This window comes from Miltoncostaea marina (genome assembly GCF_018141525.1).
Lineage (GTDB): Bacteria > Actinomycetota > Thermoleophilia > Miltoncostaeales > Miltoncostaeaceae > Miltoncostaea > Miltoncostaea marina.
In genome coordinates, this window is the sequence record NZ_CP064655.1 from 2,651,229 (window position 1) to 2,673,082 (window position 21,854).

Sequence of the window (21,854 nt, forward strand, 5' to 3'; positions counted from 1 at the left end):
CCGATCGCGTCGTCCCCGTGGCCGTGGCACAGGCCACCTCGGTCGTGATGGACGGCCCCGCGTCGGTCGAGAAGGCCTGCGGCATCATCCGCGAGGCCGGGCGCGCGGGCGCCCGCATCGTCGCCCTGCCCGAGGGCTTCGTGCCGCTCATGCCGCGGCCGTGCTGGGGCCATCGCTACGGCGAGACGATGAACCCGGACGCCGCGGAGCTACACCGGCGGCTGTGGGACAACGCGGTCGACGTCGATGGCCCGCTCGCCGCGCGGCTCGCCGCCGCGGCGCGCGACGCGGGCGCGTGGGTGGCGATCGGCGTCAACGAGCGCGACCGGCGGCGGCCGGGCACCCTGTGGAACACGCTCCTGTGGCTCTCGCCGGAGGGGCGGGTGGCCGGCCGCCACCGCAAGCTGGTGCCGACGATGCACGAGCGCGCCTTCTGGGGCCAGGGTGCGGGCGACGACCTGGACGCGATCGAGGCCGGCGTCGCGCGCCTCGGCGGGCTCATCTGCTGGGAGAACTTCATTCCGCAGGCCCGCCGGCGGCTGCACCTGGCGGGGGTCGACGTGATCGTCGCGCCGACCGCCGACGATCGCGACGTCTGGGTGGCGGCGATGCGCGGCTTCGCCTTCGAGGCCGGCGCCTTCGTGCTCTCGCCCGTCCAGCACCTGCGCCGCGACCACTTCCCCGCCGACTTCCCCCTGCGCGAGGCGCTCGACGGGTGCCCGGAGACGCTCATGTCCGGCGGCAGCGTGATCGTCGACCCCTGGGGCGAGGTGCTCGCCGGGCCGGTCCGCGGGCGCGAGGAGGTGCTCTACGCCGACCTGGAGATGGACCGCGTCATGGCGGCCCGGCGCGTGCTCGACACGGCCGGGCACTACGACCGGCCGGGCCTCTGAGCCCGTCCGGCCGCGCCGCGGCCCCTGGTCAGGCGTCGAGCGGCCGTCCGCTCCAGCCCGGGTCCTCGAGGATCCGGGTGTAGACGTCCGAGGCCTCCCACGGGATGACCAGGGCGTTGCCCTCGACGCGCAGCATCCCCGCGCGCACGAGCAGGGCGAACGCCTCGACGACGGCGGCCTCCGGGGCCTCCACCACCTCGCCCCACGGCACCCCGGTCGCGGCCGAGCGCATCCGCACCCCGGCGGAGGTCCCCACCCCCGACCGGCACGCCACCTCCGCGATGCGCCGCGCGAGGCGCGGCCCCACGGGGTCGTGCACGACGTCGAGCCCGTCACGCGATCCGCAGAGTGGGCACGTCGCCATCGCTCCACCTCCACTCGCTCGGGAGCAGTCCGCTACGCCGAGTCTCCTACCCCGTCGCGCGGTGTCAAGACCGCCCGGCGGGGCGTCCGGCCCGGCGCCACCAGCGCGGCCGCGCCCGCGCCGAGGACGGCCGCGCCGGCGCCGATCCAGAACGCGGTGACGTAGCCCGACTCGGCGGGCACCGGCCCCCCGCCCACCGCGCTGGCCGTGAGCACCGCCGCGCCGATCTGGGCGCCGATCACGCCGCCGACCGTGCGGATGACGGTGTTCATGCCGTTCGCGACGCCGGTCTCGGACGGGGGCACGGCGTCCGAGACGAGCCGCGGCATCGCGGCGAACGAGAAGCCGATGCCGACGCCGCAGACCGCGAAGCAGGCCGACACCTGCAGGGGCGTCGCGTGGAAGAGGGCGATCATCGCCGAGCCGGCCGCCAGCAGCACCATGCCGGCCGTCAGGGGCAGGCGCGAGCCGTACCGGCGCCCCAGCAGCCCGGCGACCGGGCCCGAGATCACGATCGCCGCCGAGGTCGGCAGGATCCACAGGCCCGCGACGGTCACGGTCGTGCCGAAGCCGTAGTCGCCGAGCGCCGCCAGGTCGTCGGGCAGGCCGCGCGGCAGCTGGAAGAACCCGGGCAGGATCACCCAGGTCATGTAGAGCGCGAACCCCGACAGCAGCGCGGTGAGGTTCGTGAAGAGCACCGGCCGGCGCGCCAGCATGCGCATGTCCACCATCGGCTCGGCCACCCGCAGCTCGACGGCGCCCCAGACCACGAACAGCAGCGCCGAGCCGCCGAGCAGGCCCAGCACCGCGGGCGAGCCCCAGCCCCAGCCCTCCCCCTCCGTGACGCCCACGAGCAGGGCGACGAGGCCGCCCGACAGGAGCAGCGCGCCCGCCACGTCCGGGCGGGCGGGCGCCCGCACCGGCGACTCGGGCACGAAGCGCCACACCATCACGACGGCCGCCGCCACCAGCAGGGCGCTGACCACGAACAGCCAGCGCCACGAGGCGTTGTCGACGATGACCCCGCTCAGGGCGATCCCGACGCCGCCGCCGACGCCGAGCACCGACGACACGGTCCCCATCGCCACGGGGATCCGCTCCGGCGGGAACTCGTCTCGGATGATCGCGTAGCTCAGCGGGAAGGCGGCGCCGCCCACCCCCTGCACCACCCGGAACCCGATCAGCGTGCCGATGTCCGGCGCGAAGATCGCGCCCACGGAGCCGAGCAGGAACACGCCGAGGCTGATCAGCATGAGGCGCCGCTTGCCGTACTGGTCGCCCAGCCGGCCGATGATCGGCGTGCTCACCGCCCCGCTCAGCAGGTACGCGGTGACGGTCCACGTGACCCAGGCGGTGCTCGTGTCGAGCTCGCGCTCGAGCGGCGCCAGCGCCGGGATGAGGAACGTCTGCATGAGCGCGTAGGCGCCCGAGGCGACGATCAGCCCGGCGAGGGTCAGGCGCTGCGAGTGGGTCGCCCGGTTCGGCACCCGGGGACCCTAGCGCCGGGGCACGCTCAGTGGTCCGGCGTGCTGCCCTCCGCCCAGGCCAGCGGGCCGGCCTCCCAGCCTGCGCCGTGGCGCATCGCGAGGTCGATGTCGCCGGGCGCGGCCACGCGCTCGTCGCGGCACCTGCGCGCCTCGTCGAGCGCGCCCCCGTAGTAGGCGTCGGCCACCTCGCGGGCCGCCTCGCCGGGCTCGCCCTCCGGCGCGGGCCCGGGATCGAACCCGGCGCCCGACTTGCGCCCCAGGCGCCCGGCGGCCACCTCCCGCGCCACGGCGCCGCCGTCAGCGAAGCGGGCGCCGTAGGCCTCCTCGAGGTCGTCGATGATGTGACTGAGGGTGTCGAGGCCGATCAGGTCGGCGAGCTCGAACGGGCCCATCGGCGCCGGGCCCGCGTCGCGCACGGCCGCGTCGGCCGCCCCCCGGTCGGCGCCCGTCGCCTCCGCCCGCCGGTACGCCTCGGCCATCGCCCGCACGAGGATGCGGTTGACGAGGAACCCCGGGCACTCGCGCACCCGCACCGGCACCTTGCCGAGCGCGCTCACGAGCGCCTCCCCCGCCGCGATCGTCTCCTCGCTGGTCGCGCGGCCGCGGATCACCTCGACCAGGCGCATGACGCTCGCCGGGTTGAAGAAGTGCAGCCCCAGCACCCGGTCGGGGCGCGAGGTGGCCTCGGCGAGCGCGGTCACCGAGAGGCCCGACGTGTTGGTCGCCAGCAGGGCGCCGGGCGACAGGGCGTCGTCCAGCCGCCGGAACACGTCGAGCTTGATCTCGAGCACCTCGGGCACGGCCTCGACCGCCAGGCCGCACGAGGCCAGCGCCGCGTCGTCGATGGTCGCGGTGACGCGCGCCAGCGCCGCGTGCGCGGCCGCCTCGTCCATGCGCCCGCGGGCCACCCGGCGCTCGCCGATGCCGCGCAGGTGCTCCATCCCTCGCGCGAGGGCGGCGGGGTCGGCGTCGAGCAGCACGACGTCGAGGCCGGCGGCGGCCGCGACCTGGGCGATCTCGCTGCCCATGACGCCGGCGCCGACGACCGCGATCCGGGAGGGGGGTGGCGTGGTCATGGGCCGCAGTTTGCACACCCCGCGGCCCGCGTGTCACGGTGGCCGCGCCCGGCCCGGCGCGGGTCCCCCGACGCCGGGCGCCGCCACGACCCGGAGTCCCCGTGCCGATCGACCTCGAGAGCCGCGGCCCCGTCGCGATCCTGACCCTCAACCGCCCCGAGGCGCTCAACGCGCTCTCGCCCGAGCTGCTGGACGAGCTCGAGGAGCGCCTCGCGGCCGTCGAGCGCACCCCGCGCGCCCAGGTGGTCGTGCTGACCGGCGCCGGCGACCGCGCCTTCAGCGCCGGCGCGGACATCGGCCACATGCAGTCGGCCAGCGCCCTGGAGGCGCGCGCCTACGCCCGGCGCGGCCACGAGATCACCGACCGCATCGAGGACTTCCCCAAGCCGGTCATCGCCGCGGTCAACGGCTACGCGCTCGGGGGCGGCTGCGAGCTGGCGCTCGCCTGCGACATCCGCATCGCGGCCGAGAGCGCCCGCTTCGGCCAGCCGGAGGTCAACCTCGGCATCGTCCCCGGCTGGGGCGGCACCCAGCGCCTGGCGCGCGCCACCTCGCTGGGCTTCGCGAAGGAGATGATCCTCACCGGGCGGCCGGTCGACGCCGCGGAGGCGCTGCGGGTGGGCCTCGTGAACCACGTCCACCCGCGCGAGGAGCTGCTCGACCGGGCCGTCGAGATGGCGGAGGCCATCGCGAGCAAGCCGGCCTGGACGATCGCCTCGGCGAAGGCCCTCTGCAACCTGGCCCTCGACGGCGACCTGAAGGGCCACCTGCAGCGCGAGATCGACGCCTTCGCCCTGGCCTTCACCACGCCCGAGCAGCGGGAGGGCATGACCGCCTTCTTCGAGAAGCGCCCGCCCAGGTTCTCGGAGCTGTAGCGCGATGGCGCGCGGGTCGGACGCGTGGATCGTCGGCGCCGTGCGCAGCCCCGTGGGGCGGCGCGGCGGCGCGCTGGCCGGCCGCCACCCGGCCGACCTGCTCGGCGAGGTGCTGGCCGCCCTCGCCGGCCGGACGGGCGTCGACCCGGGCGCGATCGACGACGTGATCGTGGGCTGCGTCGACCAGGTGGGCGAGCAGGCGATCAACGTCGGCCGCTCGGCGGTCCTCGCGGCGGGCTTCCCCGAGACCGTGCCCGCCACCACGATCGACCGCCAGTGCGGCAGCTCGCAGCAGGCCGTCCACTTCGCCGCGCAGGGGGTGATGTCGGGGGCCTACGACCTGGCGGTGGCGGCGGGCGTCGAGTCGATGAGCCGCGTCCCGATGTTCTCGAACGCCCCCGAGCGCGGCGCCCTCTACGGGCCGCGCATGCGCGGGCGCTACGGCCTGGCGGCCGACGCCTTCATCGACCAGGGGGAGTCGGGCGAGCTCGTGGCCGACCGCTGGGGGCTCACCCGCGAGGAGCTCGACGCGGTCGCGCTGCGCTCGCACCGCCTGGCGGCGGCGGCCCGCGAGGCCGGCCGCTTCCGCGACGAGATCGTGGCGGTGCGCGGCGGGGACGGCGACGGCGCGCCGGTGACCGACGACGAGGGCATCCGCCCGGGCACGAGCGCCGAGGCGCTCGCGGGCCTGCGGCCGGTCTTCCGCCCTGACGGCCGGCTGACCGCCGGCAACTCCTCGCAGATCTCCGACGGCGCCGCGGCGCTGCTGATCGCCTCCGACGCCGCGCTGCAGCGCCACGGCCTGACGCCGCGGGCCCGCGTCGCCGAGGTCGCGCTCGCCGGCGTCGACCCGGTGGAGATGCTGACCGGCCCCATCCCGGCCACCGGGCGGGTGCTGGCCCGGGCCGGCCTGGGGATCGACGACATCGACCTCTTCGAGGTCAACGAGGCCTTCGCCTCGATCCCGCTGGCGTGGGCGCGCGAGACCGGCGCCGACCCGGAGCGGCTCAACGTGAACGGCGGCGCCATCGCCCTGGGCCACCCGCTCGGCGCGACCGGCGCGCGCCTGATGGTGTCGCTGGTGCACGAGATGGAGCGGCGCGGCGCCCGCCGGGGCCTGCAGGCGATGTGCGAGGGCGGCGGCCTGGCGAACGCCACCATCCTCGAGCTGGCCGGGGCGTGACCGCGGGCCCGGGCGGGGGTTCCGAGCCCCGGTCCCCGGGGGATGGAGGGTCGTGCTCGAGTCGCTGACCGACGCCATCTCGGGGTCGCCGCTCACCTACCTGGTGGTGGCGCTGCTGGTCGGCGGCGACGCGATCCTGCCGCTGTTCCCGGGCGAGTCGGCCGTGGTCACGGCAGCCGTGCTGGCCGACGAGGGCGAGCTGCAGGTGTGGCTGATCGGCCTCGCCGCCTTCGCCGGCGCCTTCGCGGGCGACCTGCTGATGTTCCTCATCGGCCGCCGCTTCGGCCCGCGCGCGGTGGCCCGCTTCGCCAGCGAGGGCAGGGGCGCCGAGCGGGTGCGCTGGGCCCAGGAGCAGCTCGACGTGCGCGGGGTGCCGCTCATCGTGGCGGCCCAGTTCATCCCCGGCGGGCGCAACATCGTGATGCTCGTCGCCGGCACCCTGCACTTCCCCCTCCGGCGGTTCCTGCTCGCCGAGGCGGCGGGGGCGGCGATCTGGGCGACCTTCCAGACCTCGATCGGCTACTTCGGCGGGCGGCTGATCGAGAACACGCTGGTGGCGCTCGTCGTGTCGCTGGCCATCGCCATCGCCGTCGGGGCGCTCGTGGAGCTGGCCGGCCGGCTCAGGCGGCGCCTCGCTGCGTGACGCGCGGGCGGTGCGGGTAGAGACGGACCGCCCGGACAGCGAGCGGAGGGACGCGATGGCGGAGCTGACGAAGATCGAGGACAAGCTCGGCGAGGTGCTGGGCCTCGCCAAGGCGGGCGAGGACGCGATCACGAAGGTGAGCAAGCTGGTCGAGGACGAGGCCGTGCTGCAGGAGCTCGCGGCGATGCAGGAGGAGGCCGCCGAGACGGCCCGCCGCTGCGAGGAGCTGGCCGGCTCCCTGGAGGGCCGCAAGACGGCGATCCTCGACAAGGGGCGCGAGACGAAGGGCGAGGCCGTCGAGATGATGCGCACCTACCTCGGCGACGACGCCGAGGGGCTGGACGGCCTGGAGTTCCTGACGATGGCCGAGGCCGGCGAGGTGGGGCACTGGGAGATCCTCGGCAAGCTGGCCGAGCGCGCGGACGACCCGCGCTTCGCGGAGCTCGCCGCCTGGGCCACCCCCATCCAGGAGCGCCACCTGGCCACCGTGCGCCAGGGCTCGCTGGCGCTCGCTTCGCAGGAGGACCCCGCGGAGGCCGCCTAGGGAGGCGATCGCCGCAGCCGGCGCGCCGCCGTACGATGCACGGCATCCCGAGGGAGCCGAGCGAGGAGGGGGTGCGCGGGTGGGAGCGACCGACGGCCCGGGCGCCATGGCCGCGGCGGACCTCGCGGCGCTGCTGGCCGCGATGCGGGCGGCCGCCGACGGCGACTTCTCGGTGCGGGTGCGCCCCGCCCCGGACGGGCTCGCCCGCGAGGTCGGCCTCGCGTTCAACCGGCTCGTCGAGTCGAACGCCGGCCTCGCGGGCGAGATCGCCCGCGTGCGCCGGACGGTGGGCCGCGACGGGCTGATCGCCGAGCGCGCCGCCCCGCCGCTCGACGGGGGCGCCTGGCGGGCGAGCGTCGACGCCCTCAACGCGCTGATCGACGACCTCGTGCGGCCCACCGAGGAGTTCGCGCGCGTCATCGGGGCCGTCGCCGGCGGCGACCTGACCCAGCGGATGGCGGCGCGCATCGAGGGCCACCCGGTGCGCGGGGAGTTCCAGCGCATCCGCGCCACGGTCAACGCCATGGTCGACCGGCTGTCGTCGTTCGCCGACGAGGTCACCCGCGTCGCCCGCGAGGTGGGCACGGAGGGCAAGCTCGGCGGCCAGGCGAAGGTCAAGGGGCTCGCCGGCACCTGGCGCGACCTGACCGACTCGGTCAACTCGATGGCCGCCAACCTGACCGACCAGGTGCGCAACATCGCCGAGGTGACCACCGCGGTCGCCCAGGGCGACCTGTCGCGCAAGATCACCGTCGACGTGCACGGCGAGGTGCTGCAGCTCAAGGACACCATCAACACGATGGTCGACCAGCTGCGCTCGTTCGCCGACGAGGTCACCCGGGTGGCCCGCGAGGTCGGCACGGAGGGGCGTCTGGGCGGCCAGGCCGACGTGCGCGGCGTGTCGGGCACGTGGCGGGACCTGACCGACAACGTCAACACGCTCGCCGGCAACCTCACCAGCCAGGTCCGCGGCATCGCCCAGGTCACGACCGCGGTCGCGCGGGGCGACCTGTCGCGCAAGATCACGGTCGACGCCCGCGGCGAGGTGGCCGAGCTGAAGGAGACCATCAACACGATGGTCGACCAGCTGCGCTCGTTCGCGGGCGAGGTGACCCGCGTCGCCCGCGAGGTGGGCACGGAGGGGCGCCTGGGCGGCCAGGCCAACGTCGAGGGCGTCTCCGGCACCTGGCGCGACCTGACCGACTCGGTGAACCTGATGGCCGCCAACCTCACCGACCAGGTGCGCAACATCGCCGAGGTGACCACCGCGGTCGCCCGCGGCGACCTCTCGCAGAAGATCACCGTGGACGTGAAGGGCGAGGTCCTCCAGCTCAAGGACACCATCAACACGATGGTCGACCAGCTCTCCTCGTTCGCCGACGAGGTGACCCGGGTGGCCCGCGAGGTGGGCACGGAGGGGCGCCTGGGCGGCCAGGCCAACGTGCGCGGCGTGTCGGGCACGTGGCGCGACCTGACCGACTCGGTGAACTTCATGGCCTCGTCGCTCACCACCCAGGTGCGCAACATCGCCGAGGTCACGACGGCGGTGGCCCGCGGCGACCTCTCCCAGAAGATCACGGTGGACGTTAAGGGAGAGGTGCTGGAGCTGAAGGCCACCGTCAACACGATGGTGGACCAGCTGCGCTCGTTCGCCGGCGAGGTGACCCGGGTGGCCCGCGAGGTGGGCACGGAGGGGCGTCTGGGCGGCCAGGCCAACGTCGAGGGCGTCTCCGGCACCTGGCGCGACCTGACCGACTCGGTGAACCTGATGGCCTCCAGCCTCACCGACCAGGTGCGCAACATCGCCGACGTGGCGACCGCGGTGGCGCGCGGCGACCTGTCGCAGAAGATCACCGTCCCGGCGCGCGGCGAGATCCTCGAGCTCGCCACCACGCTCAACACGATGGTGGACCAGCTGCGCTCGTTCGCCGACGAGGTGACCCGCGTCGCCCGCGAGGTGGGCACCGAGGGCAAGCTCGGCGGACAGGCGCGGGTGGAGGACGTCTCCGGCACGTGGCGCGCGCTGACGGACTCGGTGAACTCGATGGCCGCGAACCTGACCGATCAGGTGCGCGCGATCGCCGCCGTCTCCACGGCGGTGACGCAGGGCGACCTGACGCGGTCGATCGGCGTCGAGGCGCAGGGCGAGGTCGCCGAGCTCAAGGACACGATCAACCAGATGATCGTCAACCTGCGCGAGACGACGGAGCGCAACGCCGAGGGCGCCTGGCTCAACGCCAACCTGGCGCGCTTCGGCGGGATGATGCAGGGCCAGCGCGACCTCGGCGTGGTGACCGAGCTGATCGTCTCCGAGCTGACGCCGCTCGTGGGCGCCCACGTCGGGGCGTTCTTCCTGATGGAGCGCGAGGGCGGCGAGCAGGTGCTGCGCCTGGCCGCCACGTACGGGTACCGCCCCGGCGACGAGGCCGCGCGGGCGGTGCTGCTGGGCGACGGCATGGTCGGGCAGGCCGCCCTCGACCGCTCGCCGATCGTCATCGAGTCGCCGCCGGAGGGCTACATCACCGTCGCGTCCGGGCTCGGCAGCGCGGCCCCGACCGCGGTGGTGGTGCAGCCGGTGCTGTTCGAGGACCGGGTGATGGGCGTCATCGAGCTGGCCGGCTTCGAGCCGTTCACCGACGTGCGCCGCCTGTTCCTGGAGCAGCTCGCCGAGACCATCGGCATCGTGATCAACGCGATCGTGGCCGGCCGCCGCACCGAGGAGCTGCTGCAGCAGTCGCAGACGCTCACCCACGAGCTCCAGAGCCGCCAGCGCGAGCTGCAGCAGACGAACGCCGAGCTCGCCGAGAAGGCGGCGCTGCTCGCCGACCAGAACGAGCGCATCGAGGTCAAGAACCGCGAGATCGAGATGGCGCGGCTCGCGCTCGAGGAGAAGGCCGAGCAGCTCGCCCTCTCGTCCCGCTACAAGTCCGAGTTCCTGGCCAACATGTCGCACGAGCTGCGCACGCCGCTCAACTCGCTCCTGATCCTGGCGCGCCTGCTGGCCGACAACGGCGAGGGCAACCTCTCGCCGGGGCAGGTGGAGTTCGCGCAGACGATCTTCGCCTCGGGCAACGAGCTGCTGGCGCTGATCGACGACATCCTCGACCTCTCGAAGGTGGAGGCCGGCCGGATGGGCATCGATCGCGGCGCGGTGGCGCTCCGCGGGGTCGCCGACGCGGTCGAGCGCTCGTTCCGGCCGCTCGTGGAGGAGAAGGGCCTGCGCTTCGAGGTGGTGGTCGAGGACGGCGTGCCGGCGACGATCGTCACCGACGGCCAGCGCCTCCAGCAGATCCTGCGCAACCTGCTGGCCAACGCCGTCAAGTTCACGGAGACCGGCGGCGTCGCGCTGCGCGTCGGGCGGGCGCCGGCGCACGCCGCGCCGATCGGCGCCGGGGCGGCCGTGGCGTTCGCGGTCACCGACACGGGCATCGGCATCCCCGCCGACCGCCAGGAGGTCATCTTCGAGGCCTTCCGGCAGGCCGACGGCACCACCAGCCGGCGCTTCGGCGGCACGGGGCTCGGCCTGTCGATCAGCCGCGAGATCGCCCACCTGCTCGGCGGCCGGCTCACCGTGGAGTCCACCGTCGGCGTGGGCAGCCGCTTCACGCTCGTGCTGCCCGACGAGGCGCCCGGCGAGGGCGAGCCCGACGCCGACGCGGCGGGCGGGGACGGCCGCGCGCCGGCCGGCGAGGGGCCCGCCCGGGCCGGCGCCCGGGCGGTCGCCGCCGCGCGCCCGGCCCACGCGCCGGTCCCCACCCCGCCCGGCGGGGCCGGCGGGTTCCTGCACGGGCGGCGGGTGCTGATCGTGGACGACGACGTGCGCAACGTGTTCGCGCTCGCCTCGGCGCTCGAGGCGCGCGGCGCCGTCGTCTCCCACGCCGGCAGCGGCACGGAGGGGCTCGACGTGCTGGGCGGCCGCGACGACGTGGACGTCGTTCTGCTCGACGTCATGCTGCCGGGGATGGACGGCCACCAGGTCACGCGACGCATCCGCTCCCTGCCCGGGCTGGCGGGGCTGCCGGTGGTGATCGTGACGGCGAGGGCCGACGCCGCCGACCGCGCGGAGGCGATGGCCGCCGGGGCGACCGGCTACCTGACCAAGCCGGTCGACACCGACCGGCTGCTGGGCGTGCTGCGCGACGTGCTGGACGGCGACGCCGGCGGCGCCGAGTGACCGGGCGCGCCGGCGACGAGGCCGCCGCCCTCGCTGCGCCGGGGGTCCCGCCCGACCCCCCGCGCAGCGACGCCGCGAGCATCCTCGTGGTCGACGACCAGCACGCCAACCGGCTGGCGATGCAGGCCCTGCTCGAGCCGCTCGGCCGCAGGATCGTGCTGGCGGAGTCGGGCGAGGAGGCGCTGCGCCTGCTGCTGCGTGAGCGCTTCGCCCTCATCCTGCTCGACGTGCAGATGCCGGGGATGGACGGGTTCGAGACGGCCCGCTACATCCGCGGCCGCCTGCGCACGCGGCGCATCCCGATCATCTTCGTGACGGCGATCTCGGGGGCCACCGAGCACATCTACGACGGCTACGCCGCCGGCGCCGTCGACTACATGCTGAAGCCGATCGACCCGACCATCCTGCGCTCGAAGGTCGCGGTGTTCGTGGAGCTGTTCGAGACCAACGCGCGGCTGCAGCGGCAGGCCGAGTCGCAGGGCGTCAAGGAGAGCCTCGAGCTCGCCCAGCGCGCGGGGCGCAGCGGCGTCTGGGACTGGGACCTGGCCGCCGGCCGCGCCTTCTGGTCGCGCGAGTACGCGGAGCTGATGGGGCTCGCCGACGACGCGACGGCGGACGGCTTCTGGCTGGCGACCGCGGACCCGCGCGACCGCGACCGGGTGCGCGCGCGCTTCCGCGCGTTGCTCGACGCCGGCGACGCCTGGGACGAGGAGTTCCGCATCGTCCACCCCCGCTCCGGGGTGCGCTGGGTGGCCTCGCGCGGCAAGCTCTTCCGCGGCGCCGACGGCGCCCCGGAGCGCTTCACGGGCATCGTCGTGGACGTCACCGAGCGACGGCGCGACGAGGAGCGACTGCGCCGGCTGCACGAGGCGACGGCGGCCCTCTCGGCCGCGGTCACCCCGGACGAGGTGCTGCAGCGGGTGCTCGAGCACTCCCTGAGCGCGGTCGGGGCGACGGCCACCTGGCTGTGGCTCCCCGACGCGGACGGGCACCTCGCGCGCGTGGCCTCCGAGCCGGACGCGGCGCCGTCGATCGACCCGGCCGACGCCGCCGAGGACCTCCGCCACGCGCGGCAGGCGTTGGCGGGCAGCCTGCCGGTGGTCTGGGGCGCGGGGGCGCGCTGGCGCGCCGCGGTGCCGATCGGCGCGGGCGGGGTGGTCTCGGGCGTGCTGGTGCTGGCGCTCGACACGCCGGCGAAGCCGGACCACGACGACGTGGGCTTCCTCGCCGCCCTGGGGTCGCTGTGCGGGCAGGCGGTCGACCGCGCCCGGCTGCTCGAGGACGAGCGCGAGGCGCGCAGGCGCACGGAGGGCCTGCAGGCCGCCACCGCGGCGCTCGCGGCCGCCGTCACGGCCCGCGAGGTGGCCGAGGCGATCGCGCACCAGGCGCTGCTGGCGTTCGCGGCCTCGTCGGCCGGCGTGCGCATGATCTCGCCGTCGACGGGCACGCTCGACACGGCGGCGGTCGCCGGCTTCCCGGACGCCGCCGCCCGCCCGCTGGGGGCCGCCCCGCTCGACGCGCGCTCGCCCACCACCGACTGCGTGCGCGCGCACGAGCCGCTCTTCCTCGCGTCCGCCGCCGAGGTGGAGGAGCGCTACCCCGAGCTCGCGCCGCCGCCCGCCACCTGGCGCCCGCACGGTGCCCTGGCGGCCATCCCGCTCAGCATGGAGGGCCGGGTCATCGGCGTGGTCGGCCTGCGCTTCGAGGGCGCGCGGGCCTTCGCGCCGGGCGACCGCGAGTCGATGGCCGCCTTCGGCCGGCTCGCCGCCCTGTCGGCCGCCCGGGCCCAGCTGCAGGAGCGCGACGAGCGCCGGCGCGCCCACACCAGCCTCCTCGCGGAGGTCGGCCTGGCGATCGACGCCGACCTGGGGGTGCGCGAGCGGCTGGAGCGGCTCACCGCGCTGCTCGTGCCGCGCATCGCCGACGCGTGCTTCGTGCGCATCGACCGCGCCGGGGACGGCGGCGACGTCCTCGCCGTCTCCCCGCAGAGCCCCGACGCGGTGGCCACCGCCGGGTACGTGGGCGAGCTCCTGGCGCGGCGGTGGCCCGGGGGCACGAGCGACGGCGGCGCCCTCATCCAGGACATCGACGACGACGCCCTCGACGCGTACGTGGCGGACGCCGGCATCGAGGGCCGGGTGGCCGCCCGGGTGCGGCGCTGGCCGGCGCACTCGGTGCTGGTGGCGCCGATCGGCGCGCGCGGGCGCACCGCCGGCGCGCTGGTGCTCGTGCTGCGCGGCGGCCGCCGGCGCTACGACGGCGCCGACCTCCGGCTGGCCGAGGACATCGCCCGGCGCGCCGGCCTCGCCATCGACAACGCGCGGCTCTACGAGGCGCAGGCGAGCGCCGCGGTGACCCTGCAGCAGAGCATGCTGCCCACGCTGCCCCGCATCGCGGGCGTGGGGATGGCCGCCCGCTACATCGCCGCCGCGGCCCACACCGAGGCCGGCGGCGACTGGTACGAGGCCGTCCAGGTGGGCGACGGCCGGGTGCTGCTGGCCGTGGGCGACGTGGTGGGGCACGGGATCGACTCGGCCGCGGTGATGGGCCAGGTGCGCAGCGCGATGCGCGCCCACGCGCTCGCGGGGCTCGCCCCCGCCGCCGCGCTCGAGCAGCTCAGCCGCTTCGCGGCGAGCGTCGATGGCGCGGCGGTGTCGACCGCGGCCTGCGTCGAGATCGACCTGCACGCCGGGCGCCTGCGCTACGCCTGCGCGGGGCACCCGCCGCCGCTGCTGATGCGCGGCAACGACGGCGGGCACGCCTTCCTGGACGCGGCGCGCGGGGTGGCGCTGGGCGTGATCGAGCGGGGCTACGAGGAGGCCGAGGCGCCCTTCGGCCCGGGCGACGCGCTGGTGCTCTACACCGACGGCCTCGTCGAGCGGCGCGGCGAGGTGCTCGACCAGGGACTCGACCGGCTCGCCGGCGTGGCCGCCGGCGGCGGACCGGCGACGCCCGACGAGCTGTGCGACCGGCTCCTCGCCGGGCTCGTCGACGAGCGCTCGATCCGCGACGACGTGGCCGTGCTCGTGGCCTGCCGCGACGACGTCGCGCCGTCGCCGCTGCGCCTGCGCGTGGCGGCCGAGGCGCCGCGCCTCGCCGAGGTGCGACGGGCCGTGCGCGGCTGGCTCGCCGACGCGGCGCTGCCGGCGCGGGTGCGCGAGGACGTGCTGCTCGCCTGCGGCGAGGCCTGCGCGAACGCGGTGGAGCACGGTTACGCAGACGGAGGCGTGGGCGCGATCGAGGTCGAGCTCGCGATCGGGGCCGACCGGCGGCTCTCCGCCACGGTGCGCGACGAGGGCCGCTGGCGGCCCCCCTCGTCCGACACGGGGTTCCGCGGCCGCGGCCTGATGATCATGCGCGCCGTGATGGACGACGTCGAGGTGGTCGCCGACGACGCGGCCGGCACGACGATCCGCATGATGCTCGACACCGCCGCGGCGGCCGGCCCGGACGCCGGGCCCGCGACCCGTCCCGGCGCGTCCGGCGGCGGGTCCGCCACCGCCGTCGCCCCGGCCCCGCGCCGCGCGCCCTCCCCCGGCGCCGCCCGGTGCGTCGTGGAGGGCGACGTCGCCGACGAGCGCATCGCCGACGTGCGGGACCGGCTCACCCGCGCCGCCGCCGACCGGCCGGACGTCGTGGCCGACCTGTCCGGGGTGGCATACCTCGACAGCACCGGCGTCCGCATGCTGCTCGAGGTCGCGGGCGCCCTGGAGCGCCGCGGCGGGCACCTGACGATCCTCGCCCCGCCGGGGGGGCCCGCCCGGCGGGTGCTCGACGTCTGCGGCATCGACGCCGCCGCCGGCGTGACCGTCGAGGGCTGACCCCGCCCCACTGGCCGATCGGGCGGCCGTGGAGGTTCAATCGGACATCGGCGCCGCCCCGGGCGGGACGCCCGGGGCCGATCGGGGGGCGACATGGGCTGGCAGGACTGGGACTGGTCGGGCGATGACGACCGTCCCGAGCGGGACCGCGTGTGGGTGGGCCTGCGCGACGGCGCCTTCCTCGGCCAGGAGGACGGCGTGCGCAAGCGCGGGCTGGTGAGCCTCAACGCCGGCTGGCTGGCGCGCGGGGGGCTGCTGCGGCTCTACGCCGACCGGCTGGAGTTCGAGCCCAACCCGCTCGAGCGGCTGCTGGGCGCGCGGCGGCGGCGGCTGCCGTTCGCCGAGATCGCGCGCATCGAGCGGCGTCCCGAGCGGCCGGACGACCTCTCGCCGGTCGGACAGACGCCGCGGATGCGGCTGCACCTGGCGGGCGGCCCGCACCTCGACGTGCTGCCCGCCGGCGGCGGCCTCGACGACTGGCTGGCGGCCATCCGGGAGGCGTGGGCCTGGCACGCGCGGGTGCACGGCACGGGGTAGCCGGCAGGTCGGGACATCCGGCCCCCCACCGGCCCTAGGGCCGGTGGGCCGCGTGGTCTACCCTCGGTGTGTCGGTGGCGCGCCCCGGCGCTCCAGGGTCGCCGCCATCCGCCGATAGGGATCCATGCGGCCCCCACGGCCGCGTCCCACCCGATGTCGACGCACGCCGCCCCCCTCACCCACGCCCGCGGCCCGCGCCTTCGCGCGGCGCTCCGCCGACCCCGCGTCCGCCGCGGGCTCATCGCCGGCGCCACGGTGGCGATGCTCGCGCTGGCCGCCTGGGGCGCGATGCACGCGGTGCAGCCGGGCGCCTTCGCCCGCGCCTTCGCGTCGGCCGACTGGAGCTGGGTGCTCGCCTCCGCCCTGCTGTACGCCGTGAGCCAGGTCGCCTCGGCCCTCGTCTGGCGCTGCGGGCTCACCGCCTGCGGCCTCGGCGCGCTGAGCCGCCGGCACGTCGTGAACGCCCACTTCATCGGCCACGGCGCCTGCGAGCTCCTGCCCGCGCAGCTCGGCCAGGTGGTGCGGTACGCGGCGATCCGCCGTCACCCGGTCGCCGCCGACGGCTGCCCGCTGCGGCTGGCCGGCAGCGTGGGCGCGCACAAGGCGCTCGACGGGGTCGTGACCTTCATCGTGGTGGCGGTCGCCGCACTGGTGATCCCCCTGCCGTCCGCGGTGTCCGGGCTGCGCTGGGTGTCCGCCGCCGTGCTGGCCGGCCTGCTCATCGCGCTCGTCCTCGCCTGGCGCTCCGACGGCGAGCGGATGCTCGCCCGGGTCCCCCGCCGCCTGCAGCCGCTGGTGCGCGGCCTCGCCCACGGCGGCGCCATCTTCACCAGCCGCCGTCACGCCCTCGCGGCGGTCGGCTTCCAGCTGGTCGCGGTGGGCGCCCGGGTGCTGAGCCTCGCCGTCCTGCTGCACGCGTTCGGCATGCCGGCCGGGGCTGCGCTGCTGGTCTTCGCCCTCATGGTGCTGTCGGGCGTGCTCGCGATCACGCCGGGCGGCGTCGGCGTCCGCGAGGCCGCGCTCGTCCCGGCGCTCGTCGCCACCTACGGCCTCGGCACCGACATGACGCTCGCCTTCAGCCTCGGCATCCAGGCGACCGCGCTGGCAGCCACCCTGGTGTGCGCCGCGTTCGCGCTGCTCTCGCAGCAGCTCTGGCCGCCGACCGCGGCCGCCGCGGCGGCCTGAGCCTTCCCGGCCGGGCCCCCCGGCCGAGGCATCGCCGGCGGGCGCCGCCCGGCGGATGATCCCTCCGACCGTCCGCCGACGGGAGGCGGCCCCCGATGCACCCCGCGCAGCCCGCGCCCCCGGCGCGGCGGATCGACCCCCGGGAGCGCCGTCGAGATCCTCGACCTGGGCGGGGCGGCGACGCAGCTGCTGGAGCCGCCCGGCCCCGGGACCGTCGTCGCACCCGGGGGCCGGACCGAGCGCCTCGTCGGCCCGCCGGACGACGTGCGCTGGATCACCGTGGCCCCGACGACGTGGTGCACGGGCGCGACGGCGCCCGCCGGCCGCGGTCGCAGGAGACCGTCGCCCGCCTCGTGGCGGCCGGCGCGCCACGGGCACTGGACGGCCGCAGCGGCCGAGACGCCGCCGCGGGCATCGCGCCGCCCGGCCCTACCCCCTGACGCGACCAGGCCGCAGCGGCCGCACGTGCGCCCGCACCTTCTCGAGCGCAGCGCGCAGCGCCTCGCCCTCGGCGGGGTCGAGATGGCGGCTGAAGTGCCGCGCGATGCCGTCGCGGTGGATGCGCCGCGACCCGGCCAGCTCCGCCCGCCCGGCGTCGGTCAGGCGCACGAGCACGACCCGGCGGTCGTAGGGCACCCGCTCGCGCCGTACCAGGCCGGCGTCCTCCATCCGATCGACCACGCGGGTGAGGCCGCTCTTGCTGCTCAGGATGCGGGCCGCCAGCTCGTTCATCGGCAGACCCTCGGCGGCGTCCTCGAGGTTCACCAGCACGTCGTACCAGCGCAGCGAGACGCCGCCCGCGGCCTCGAGCTCGGCGCCCAGCACGTCGGGCAGCGCCATCGCGCACTCGAAGAAGGTGCGCCAGACGGCGAGCTGCCCGGCGCTCGGGCTCGCGAGGTCCGCGCCGGAGGCGGGGGTTGACGGCGCGGCCGCGCTGTCAGATTGTTCGTCATGCAACAACGTACCTCGCAACTGTTGATTGCGGGACAGGTGCAGACGCTACCACTGCGGGCCGATGTGACGGGAGGCGATCAGGATGTCCACGCAGGCCGCGACGATGTTCCACCGCCCCGGCGAGACCGGGCGCTCCTTCTGGGGGCCCGGCGACCGGTACACCTTCCTCGTGACGGGCGAGGAGTCGGGCGGGGCGTACTTCTCCATGCTCGCCGTGGTGCCGCCGGGCGGCGGGCCGCCCCCGCACGTGCACCGCGACGAGGACGAGACCTTCCACGTGCTCGAGGGGCGGCCCACGTTCCGCCTGGGCGACGAGCGTGTCGTGGCCGGGCCGGGTGACTTCGTCAACGTCCCGCGGGGCCGGCTGCACTGCTTCCGCAACCTGACCGACGCCCCGGTGCGCATGGTGCTCACCTTCACCCCGGCGGGCATCGAGCGCTTCTTCGAGGAGACGCTGGAGCGGGCCTGGGATCTCTCGGCCGACCCGCCGGACAACGTCGACGAGGTCGCCGCCCGCTACGCCGAGGCGGCGCCGCGCTACGGGATGACCTTCTTCCTCGACCTGCCGGCCGCGCGGCCGGCGGGCGCCCTCGCGGGCGCCGCGGCCTGAGGCCGTCCGCGCGGCCGCCCCGGCCCCCGCGCGGGGGCCGGGGCGGCCGCGAGCGGTCAGCGCGTGGCGTACTCCAGCTGCTGCGCCACCCGGGGCCAGTTGACCACGTTCCAGAACGCCTCGAGATAGGCGGGGCGCCTGTTCTGGTACTTGAGGTAGTACGCGTGCTCCCAGACGTCGATGCCGAGGAGCGGCGTCTTGCCCTCCATCAGCGGCGAGTCCTGGTTCGGCGTCGACATCACCGCCAGCCCGCTGCCGTCGTGGACCAGCCACGACCAGCCGCTGCCGAAGCGCTTCACGCCGGCGTCGGTCATCTGCTCCTTGAGCGCGTCGAACGACCCGAAGGCCGCCTCGATCGCCGAGGCCAGCTCGCCGGTCGGCGCACCGCCGCCGTCGGGGCTCATCGTCTCCCAGTACAGCGTGTGGTTGGCGTGGCCGCCGCCGTTGTTGCGGACGGCCGTCCGCTTCGACTCGTCGATGGCGTCGAGGTTGGCCAGCAGCTCCTCGATCGGCGTGCCGTCCCACTCGGTCCCAGCGATCGCCGCGTTCACGTTGTCGACGTACGTCTGGTGGTGCTTGTCGTGGTGGAGCCGCATCGTCGCCTCGTCGATGTGGGGCTCCAGCGCGTCGTATGCATAGGGAAGGGGTGGCAGCTCGTAGGGCATCGCACCTCCCGGTTCGTCGTCGGGGCCTTCGCCCCGCAGGGGTTGTCGTTCGCGTCGCTCCGGCACCGTATCGCGGTGCGGCCGCCCGCGGCCGCCCGCGGCCGTCAGCGCCGCCCGCCGCGCGCCCAGCGGTACAGCGCCACCCACTCCGCCGCGCCCAGGTCGCGCGGCGGCGCCCGCCCGTCCATCCCCGCCGAGCGCATCCGGCTCGCGGCGCCCCGCCGGCGCTCGGCGCGCGCCACCACGGCCGCCACGCCGCGCCCGGGCCCGGTGAAGACGCGCGCCGCGAACGCCTGGTAGGCCCGCCGCTCGCGGCGGGGCAGCAGCGGCCGGGCGCGCCGCTCGACGGCCAGCAGGCCGCCGTCGACGGACGGGCGCGGCCGGAAGGCGCCGGCCGGCACCCGCCCCACGAGCGCGAACTCGTACCACGGCCACCAGGCCGCGGTGAGCAGCGTGGCGCCGCCCACGCCGGCCCGCTTGCGGGCGACCTCCCGCTGCAGCAGGAGCAGCGCCCGCTCCCACCCCCCCGCGGCCAGCAACCGGCGCAGCCACGGCGTGGTGAGGTGGAACGGGACGTTCGCGACCACCCCGCCCCGCGGCGGCAGCGGGTGGGTGAGCATGTCGCCCAGCTGCACCTCGACGCCGGGGCCGCAGCGGCGGCGCAGCGCCCGCGCCAGGCGCTCGTCCAGCTCGACGGCGCGCACGCCCTGCCGGCGCGCCGCGATCGACCGGGTGACGGCGCCGCGGCCCGCGGCGTACTCGGTGACCGGACCCGCGGGCCAGGCGGCGACGTGCGCCGCGATGCTCTCGATGACACGCCGGTCGACGAGCAGGTTCTGCCCCAGCTCGTGCCGGCCCCCTGCGCCTGCGCGCATGACCCCCCTCGGGCTCGCCGGTGGGCTCCGCGAGCGACGGGGACGCCGAAGGCGGCCGTGGACGGCCGCGTGCGCGCACAGGCGCCGGCGCCCTCGCTCCGCGGAGCGGGACGTCGCGGCCGGCGCGCGATCGCGCCGGCTAGGGGGTGCGCAGCCTCATCGAGGCGATCCCGGCCATCGCGGGGAGACTACCGCGCGCGCGGTGCGCGGCCGGCGTCGCACGCCCGGGCGCCGGCCGTGCGGTGAGAATGTCGAGCGCGCCGGGCCGGCTCCGCTCACGCAGATGAGGGCCGCGACCGGCGCGGCCCGCGACACGGGGAGACAGAGATGCCGAAGTACCTGCTGCTCAAGCACTACCGCGGCGGCCCGGAGCCGTACCGCCCCTACCCGCCCTTGGACCGGTGGGCGCCGGAGGACGTGGAGGCGCACATGGCCTTCCTGCGCGAGGTGCGGGAGCTGCTCGAGGAGCGCGGCGAGTACGTCGACGCCCAGGCGCTGACGCCGGCGCAGACCTGGGTGCGCTACGGCGGCCCGGGCGCCGCGCCGGTCACGACGGACGGCCCCCTGCCCGAGACCACCGACCTCGTGGCGGGCTGGTACATGATCGACGTCGAGTCGCGCGAGCGCGCGATCGAGGTGGCGGCCCACATCTCCTCCGAGCCGGGGCCGGGCGGCGAGCCGCTGCACGAGTGGATCGACGTCCGGGAGGTGATGTCCGGGGCGCCGTCGGACGACGGCCCGGCGTGACCGGGCGCCCCTCGCCGGGGCTGGACGAGGGCGCCCTGCGCGCCCTCGTCCCCCGGGCGCTCGCCGACCTGGTGCGGCGGGGCGAGGACTTCGACGCCGCCGAGGACGCGCTGCAGGAGGCGCTCATCGAGGCGCTGCGGACGTGGCCCGGCGCCCCGCCGCGCGACCCGCGCGCGTGGCTGGTGACGGTCGCGACCCGGCGCCTGGTCGACGCCCGCCGCAGCGACGCCGCCCGGGCTCGGCGGGAGCAGGCGACGCTCGCGGAGCGGCCGCCCGGCCCCGCCCGCGACGGCGACGACGCGCTGCTGCTGCTGTTCTGCTGCTGCCACCCCGGCCTGCCGCCGGCCTCCCAGGTGGCGCTGACCCTGCGCGCGGTCGGCGGGCTGACGACCCGGGAGATCGCCGACGCCTTCCACGTGCCCGAGGCGACGATGGCCCAGCGCATCAGCCGCGCCAAGCGCGCGCTGCGCGGGCGCCGCCTCACGGCGCCCGGCGACCTCGCCGTGGTGCTGCGGGTGCTCTCGCTGGTCTACGCGGCCGGCCACGCGGGCCGGCGGGAGCTGACGAGCGAGGCGATCCGGCTCGCGCGGCTGCTCACCCTCGCCACCGACGAGCCGGAGGCGCGCGGCCTCCTCGCCCTGATGCTGCTCAACCACGCGCGCCTGCCGGCGCGGCTCGACGCGCACGGCCGCATCGTGGCGCTCGACCGCCAGGACCGCACGCGCTGGGACACCCGCGAGATCGCCGAGGGCGTGCGGGTGCTGCAGTCGGCCCTCGCCCTGGGGCGCCCCGGGCGGTACCAGATCGAGGCGGCGATCGCCGCCCTGCACGACGACGCGGCGAGCGCCGATGAGACCGACTGGCCCCAGATCCTCGCCTGGTACGACGACCTCGTCGCCCTGACCGACGACCCGGTGCGCCGCGACCCGGCCGCCGTGCTGGGCCGCGCCGTGGCGCTGGGCCACGCGGTCGGCGCCGCCGAGGGGCTGCGCGAGGCCGACACCCTGCGCGAGGTGCTGGGCGACCGCCACCGCTGGCACGCCGCGCGCGGCCACCTGCTCGAGCTCGCGGGCGACCTCGCGGCCGCGGGCGCCGCCTACGCCGAGGCCGCCCGGCTGGCGACGAACGTCGCCGAGCGCGACCACCTGGTCCGCCAGGCCGCCCGCGTGCGGAGCGACGGCCGGGCGTGACCCGCGGACGGACGCGGGGGCGGGGGGCCGG

At 76.6% G+C, this 21,854-nt stretch carries 18 protein-coding genes; 12 read left to right on the forward strand and 6 right to left on the reverse strand.

The window, feature by feature from the left end:
* Positions 1-17: 17 nt before the first annotated feature.
* Entirely contained in the window at positions 18-893 is an 876-nt protein-coding gene (locus ITJ85_RS13440; RefSeq protein ID WP_217913616.1) for a carbon-nitrogen hydrolase family protein, read from the forward strand.
* 28 nt (positions 894-921) lie between these two features.
* On the opposite strand, the gene ITJ85_RS13445 is transcribed toward ITJ85_RS13440, so the two are convergent.
* The 3 genes from ITJ85_RS13445 to ITJ85_RS13455 are packed head-to-tail and all read right to left on the reverse strand — an operon-like array spanning position 922 to position 3,820.
* The gene (locus tag ITJ85_RS13445) at positions 922-1,257 is read right to left on the reverse strand and encodes a hypothetical protein (protein WP_217913617.1); all 336 of its coding nucleotides are present in this window, start codon (positions 1,255-1,257) and stop codon (positions 922-924) included.
* A gap of 32 nt (positions 1,258-1,289) precedes the next feature.
* Positions 1,290-2,744: an MFS transporter gene (locus ITJ85_RS13450; RefSeq protein WP_217913618.1), complete on the reverse strand. Its 1,455-nt coding sequence runs from the start codon at positions 2,742-2,744 to the stop codon at positions 1,290-1,292.
* 26 nt (positions 2,745-2,770) lie between these two features.
* The gene (locus ITJ85_RS13455; protein WP_217913619.1) at positions 2,771-3,820 is read right to left on the reverse strand and encodes a 3-hydroxyacyl-CoA dehydrogenase; all 1,050 of its coding nucleotides are present in this window, start codon (positions 3,818-3,820) and stop codon (positions 2,771-2,773) included.
* Between the two features lie 101 nt (positions 3,821-3,921).
* Here ITJ85_RS13455 and ITJ85_RS13460 point away from each other — a divergent pair, with 101 nt between their 5' ends.
* The 8 genes from ITJ85_RS13460 to ITJ85_RS13495 all read left to right on the forward strand — a co-directional run bounded on the left by ITJ85_RS13460 (position 3,922) and on the right by ITJ85_RS13495 (position 16,782).
* Positions 3,922-4,695 (forward strand): enoyl-CoA hydratase/isomerase family protein, encoded by a 774-nt coding sequence (locus ITJ85_RS13460; RefSeq protein ID WP_217913620.1) that lies wholly within the window; start codon positions 3,922-3,924, stop codon positions 4,693-4,695.
* A gap of 4 nt (positions 4,696-4,699) precedes the next feature.
* Positions 4,700-5,878 carry a thiolase family protein gene (locus ITJ85_RS13465; RefSeq protein ID WP_217913621.1) on the forward strand — a complete coding sequence of 393 codons (1,179 nt, stop codon included), beginning with the start codon at positions 4,700-4,702 and terminating at the stop codon, positions 5,876-5,878.
* Between the two features lie 52 nt (positions 5,879-5,930).
* The gene (locus tag ITJ85_RS13470) at positions 5,931-6,521 is read left to right on the forward strand and encodes a DedA family protein (RefSeq protein WP_217913622.1); all 591 of its coding nucleotides are present in this window, start codon (positions 5,931-5,933) and stop codon (positions 6,519-6,521) included.
* Positions 6,522-6,576: 55 nt separating this feature from the next.
* Positions 6,577-7,065: a hypothetical protein gene (locus tag ITJ85_RS13475; RefSeq protein WP_217913623.1), complete on the forward strand. Its 489-nt coding sequence runs from the start codon at positions 6,577-6,579 to the stop codon at positions 7,063-7,065.
* 79 nt (positions 7,066-7,144) lie between these two features.
* Positions 7,145-11,239 carry a HAMP domain-containing protein gene (locus tag ITJ85_RS13480; protein WP_217913624.1) on the forward strand — a complete coding sequence of 1,365 codons (4,095 nt, stop codon included), beginning with the start codon at positions 7,145-7,147 and terminating at the stop codon, positions 11,237-11,239.
* A complete protein-coding gene (locus tag ITJ85_RS13485; protein WP_217913625.1) occupies positions 11,236-15,060 on the forward strand; it encodes a SpoIIE family protein phosphatase in 3,825 nt (1,274 codons plus the stop codon). The genes ITJ85_RS13480 and ITJ85_RS13485 overlap by 4 nt, the downstream gene beginning before the upstream one ends.
* 93 nt (positions 15,061-15,153) lie before the next feature.
* On the forward strand, positions 15,154-15,597 hold the full coding sequence (locus ITJ85_RS13490; RefSeq protein WP_217913626.1) for a hypothetical protein: 444 nt from the start codon (positions 15,154-15,156) through the stop codon (positions 15,595-15,597).
* Positions 15,598-15,750: 153 nt separating this feature from the next.
* Positions 15,751-16,782, forward strand: coding sequence for a lysylphosphatidylglycerol synthase transmembrane domain-containing protein (locus ITJ85_RS13495; protein ID WP_217913627.1), 1,032 nt, complete (start codon positions 15,751-15,753; stop codon positions 16,780-16,782).
* A gap of 429 nt (positions 16,783-17,211) precedes the next feature.
* Here ITJ85_RS13495 and ITJ85_RS13500 read toward each other — a convergent pair whose 3' ends face one another.
* A complete protein-coding gene (locus ITJ85_RS13500; protein ID WP_217913628.1) occupies positions 17,212-17,742 on the reverse strand; it encodes a MarR family winged helix-turn-helix transcriptional regulator in 531 nt (176 codons plus the stop codon).
* 76 nt (positions 17,743-17,818) lie between these two features.
* Between ITJ85_RS13500 and ITJ85_RS13505 the strand changes: the two genes are divergently transcribed.
* Entirely contained in the window at positions 17,819-18,346 is a 528-nt protein-coding gene (locus tag ITJ85_RS13505) for a cupin domain-containing protein (protein ID WP_217913629.1), read from the forward strand.
* A gap of 56 nt (positions 18,347-18,402) precedes the next feature.
* On the opposite strand, the gene ITJ85_RS13510 is transcribed toward ITJ85_RS13505, so the two are convergent.
* Both ITJ85_RS13510 and erm read right to left on the reverse strand, forming a co-directional pair.
* Positions 18,403-19,011: a superoxide dismutase gene (locus ITJ85_RS13510; RefSeq protein WP_217913630.1), complete on the reverse strand. Its 609-nt coding sequence runs from the start codon at positions 19,009-19,011 to the stop codon at positions 18,403-18,405.
* A 104-nt stretch (positions 19,012-19,115) separates the two neighbouring features.
* Entirely contained in the window at positions 19,116-19,886 is a 771-nt protein-coding gene (erm, locus tag ITJ85_RS13515; RefSeq protein ID WP_217913631.1) for a 23S ribosomal RNA methyltransferase Erm, read from the reverse strand.
* 327 nt (positions 19,887-20,213) lie between these two features.
* Between erm and ITJ85_RS13520 the strand changes: the two genes are divergently transcribed.
* Both ITJ85_RS13520 and ITJ85_RS13525 read left to right on the forward strand, forming a co-directional pair.
* A complete protein-coding gene (locus ITJ85_RS13520) occupies positions 20,214-20,633 on the forward strand; it encodes a YciI family protein (protein WP_217913632.1) in 420 nt (139 codons plus the stop codon).
* Positions 20,630-21,823: an RNA polymerase sigma factor gene (locus tag ITJ85_RS13525; RefSeq protein ID WP_217913633.1), complete on the forward strand. Its 1,194-nt coding sequence runs from the start codon at positions 20,630-20,632 to the stop codon at positions 21,821-21,823. Before ITJ85_RS13520 ends, ITJ85_RS13525 begins: the two co-directional genes overlap by 4 nt.
* Positions 21,824-21,854 lie beyond the last annotated feature (31 nt).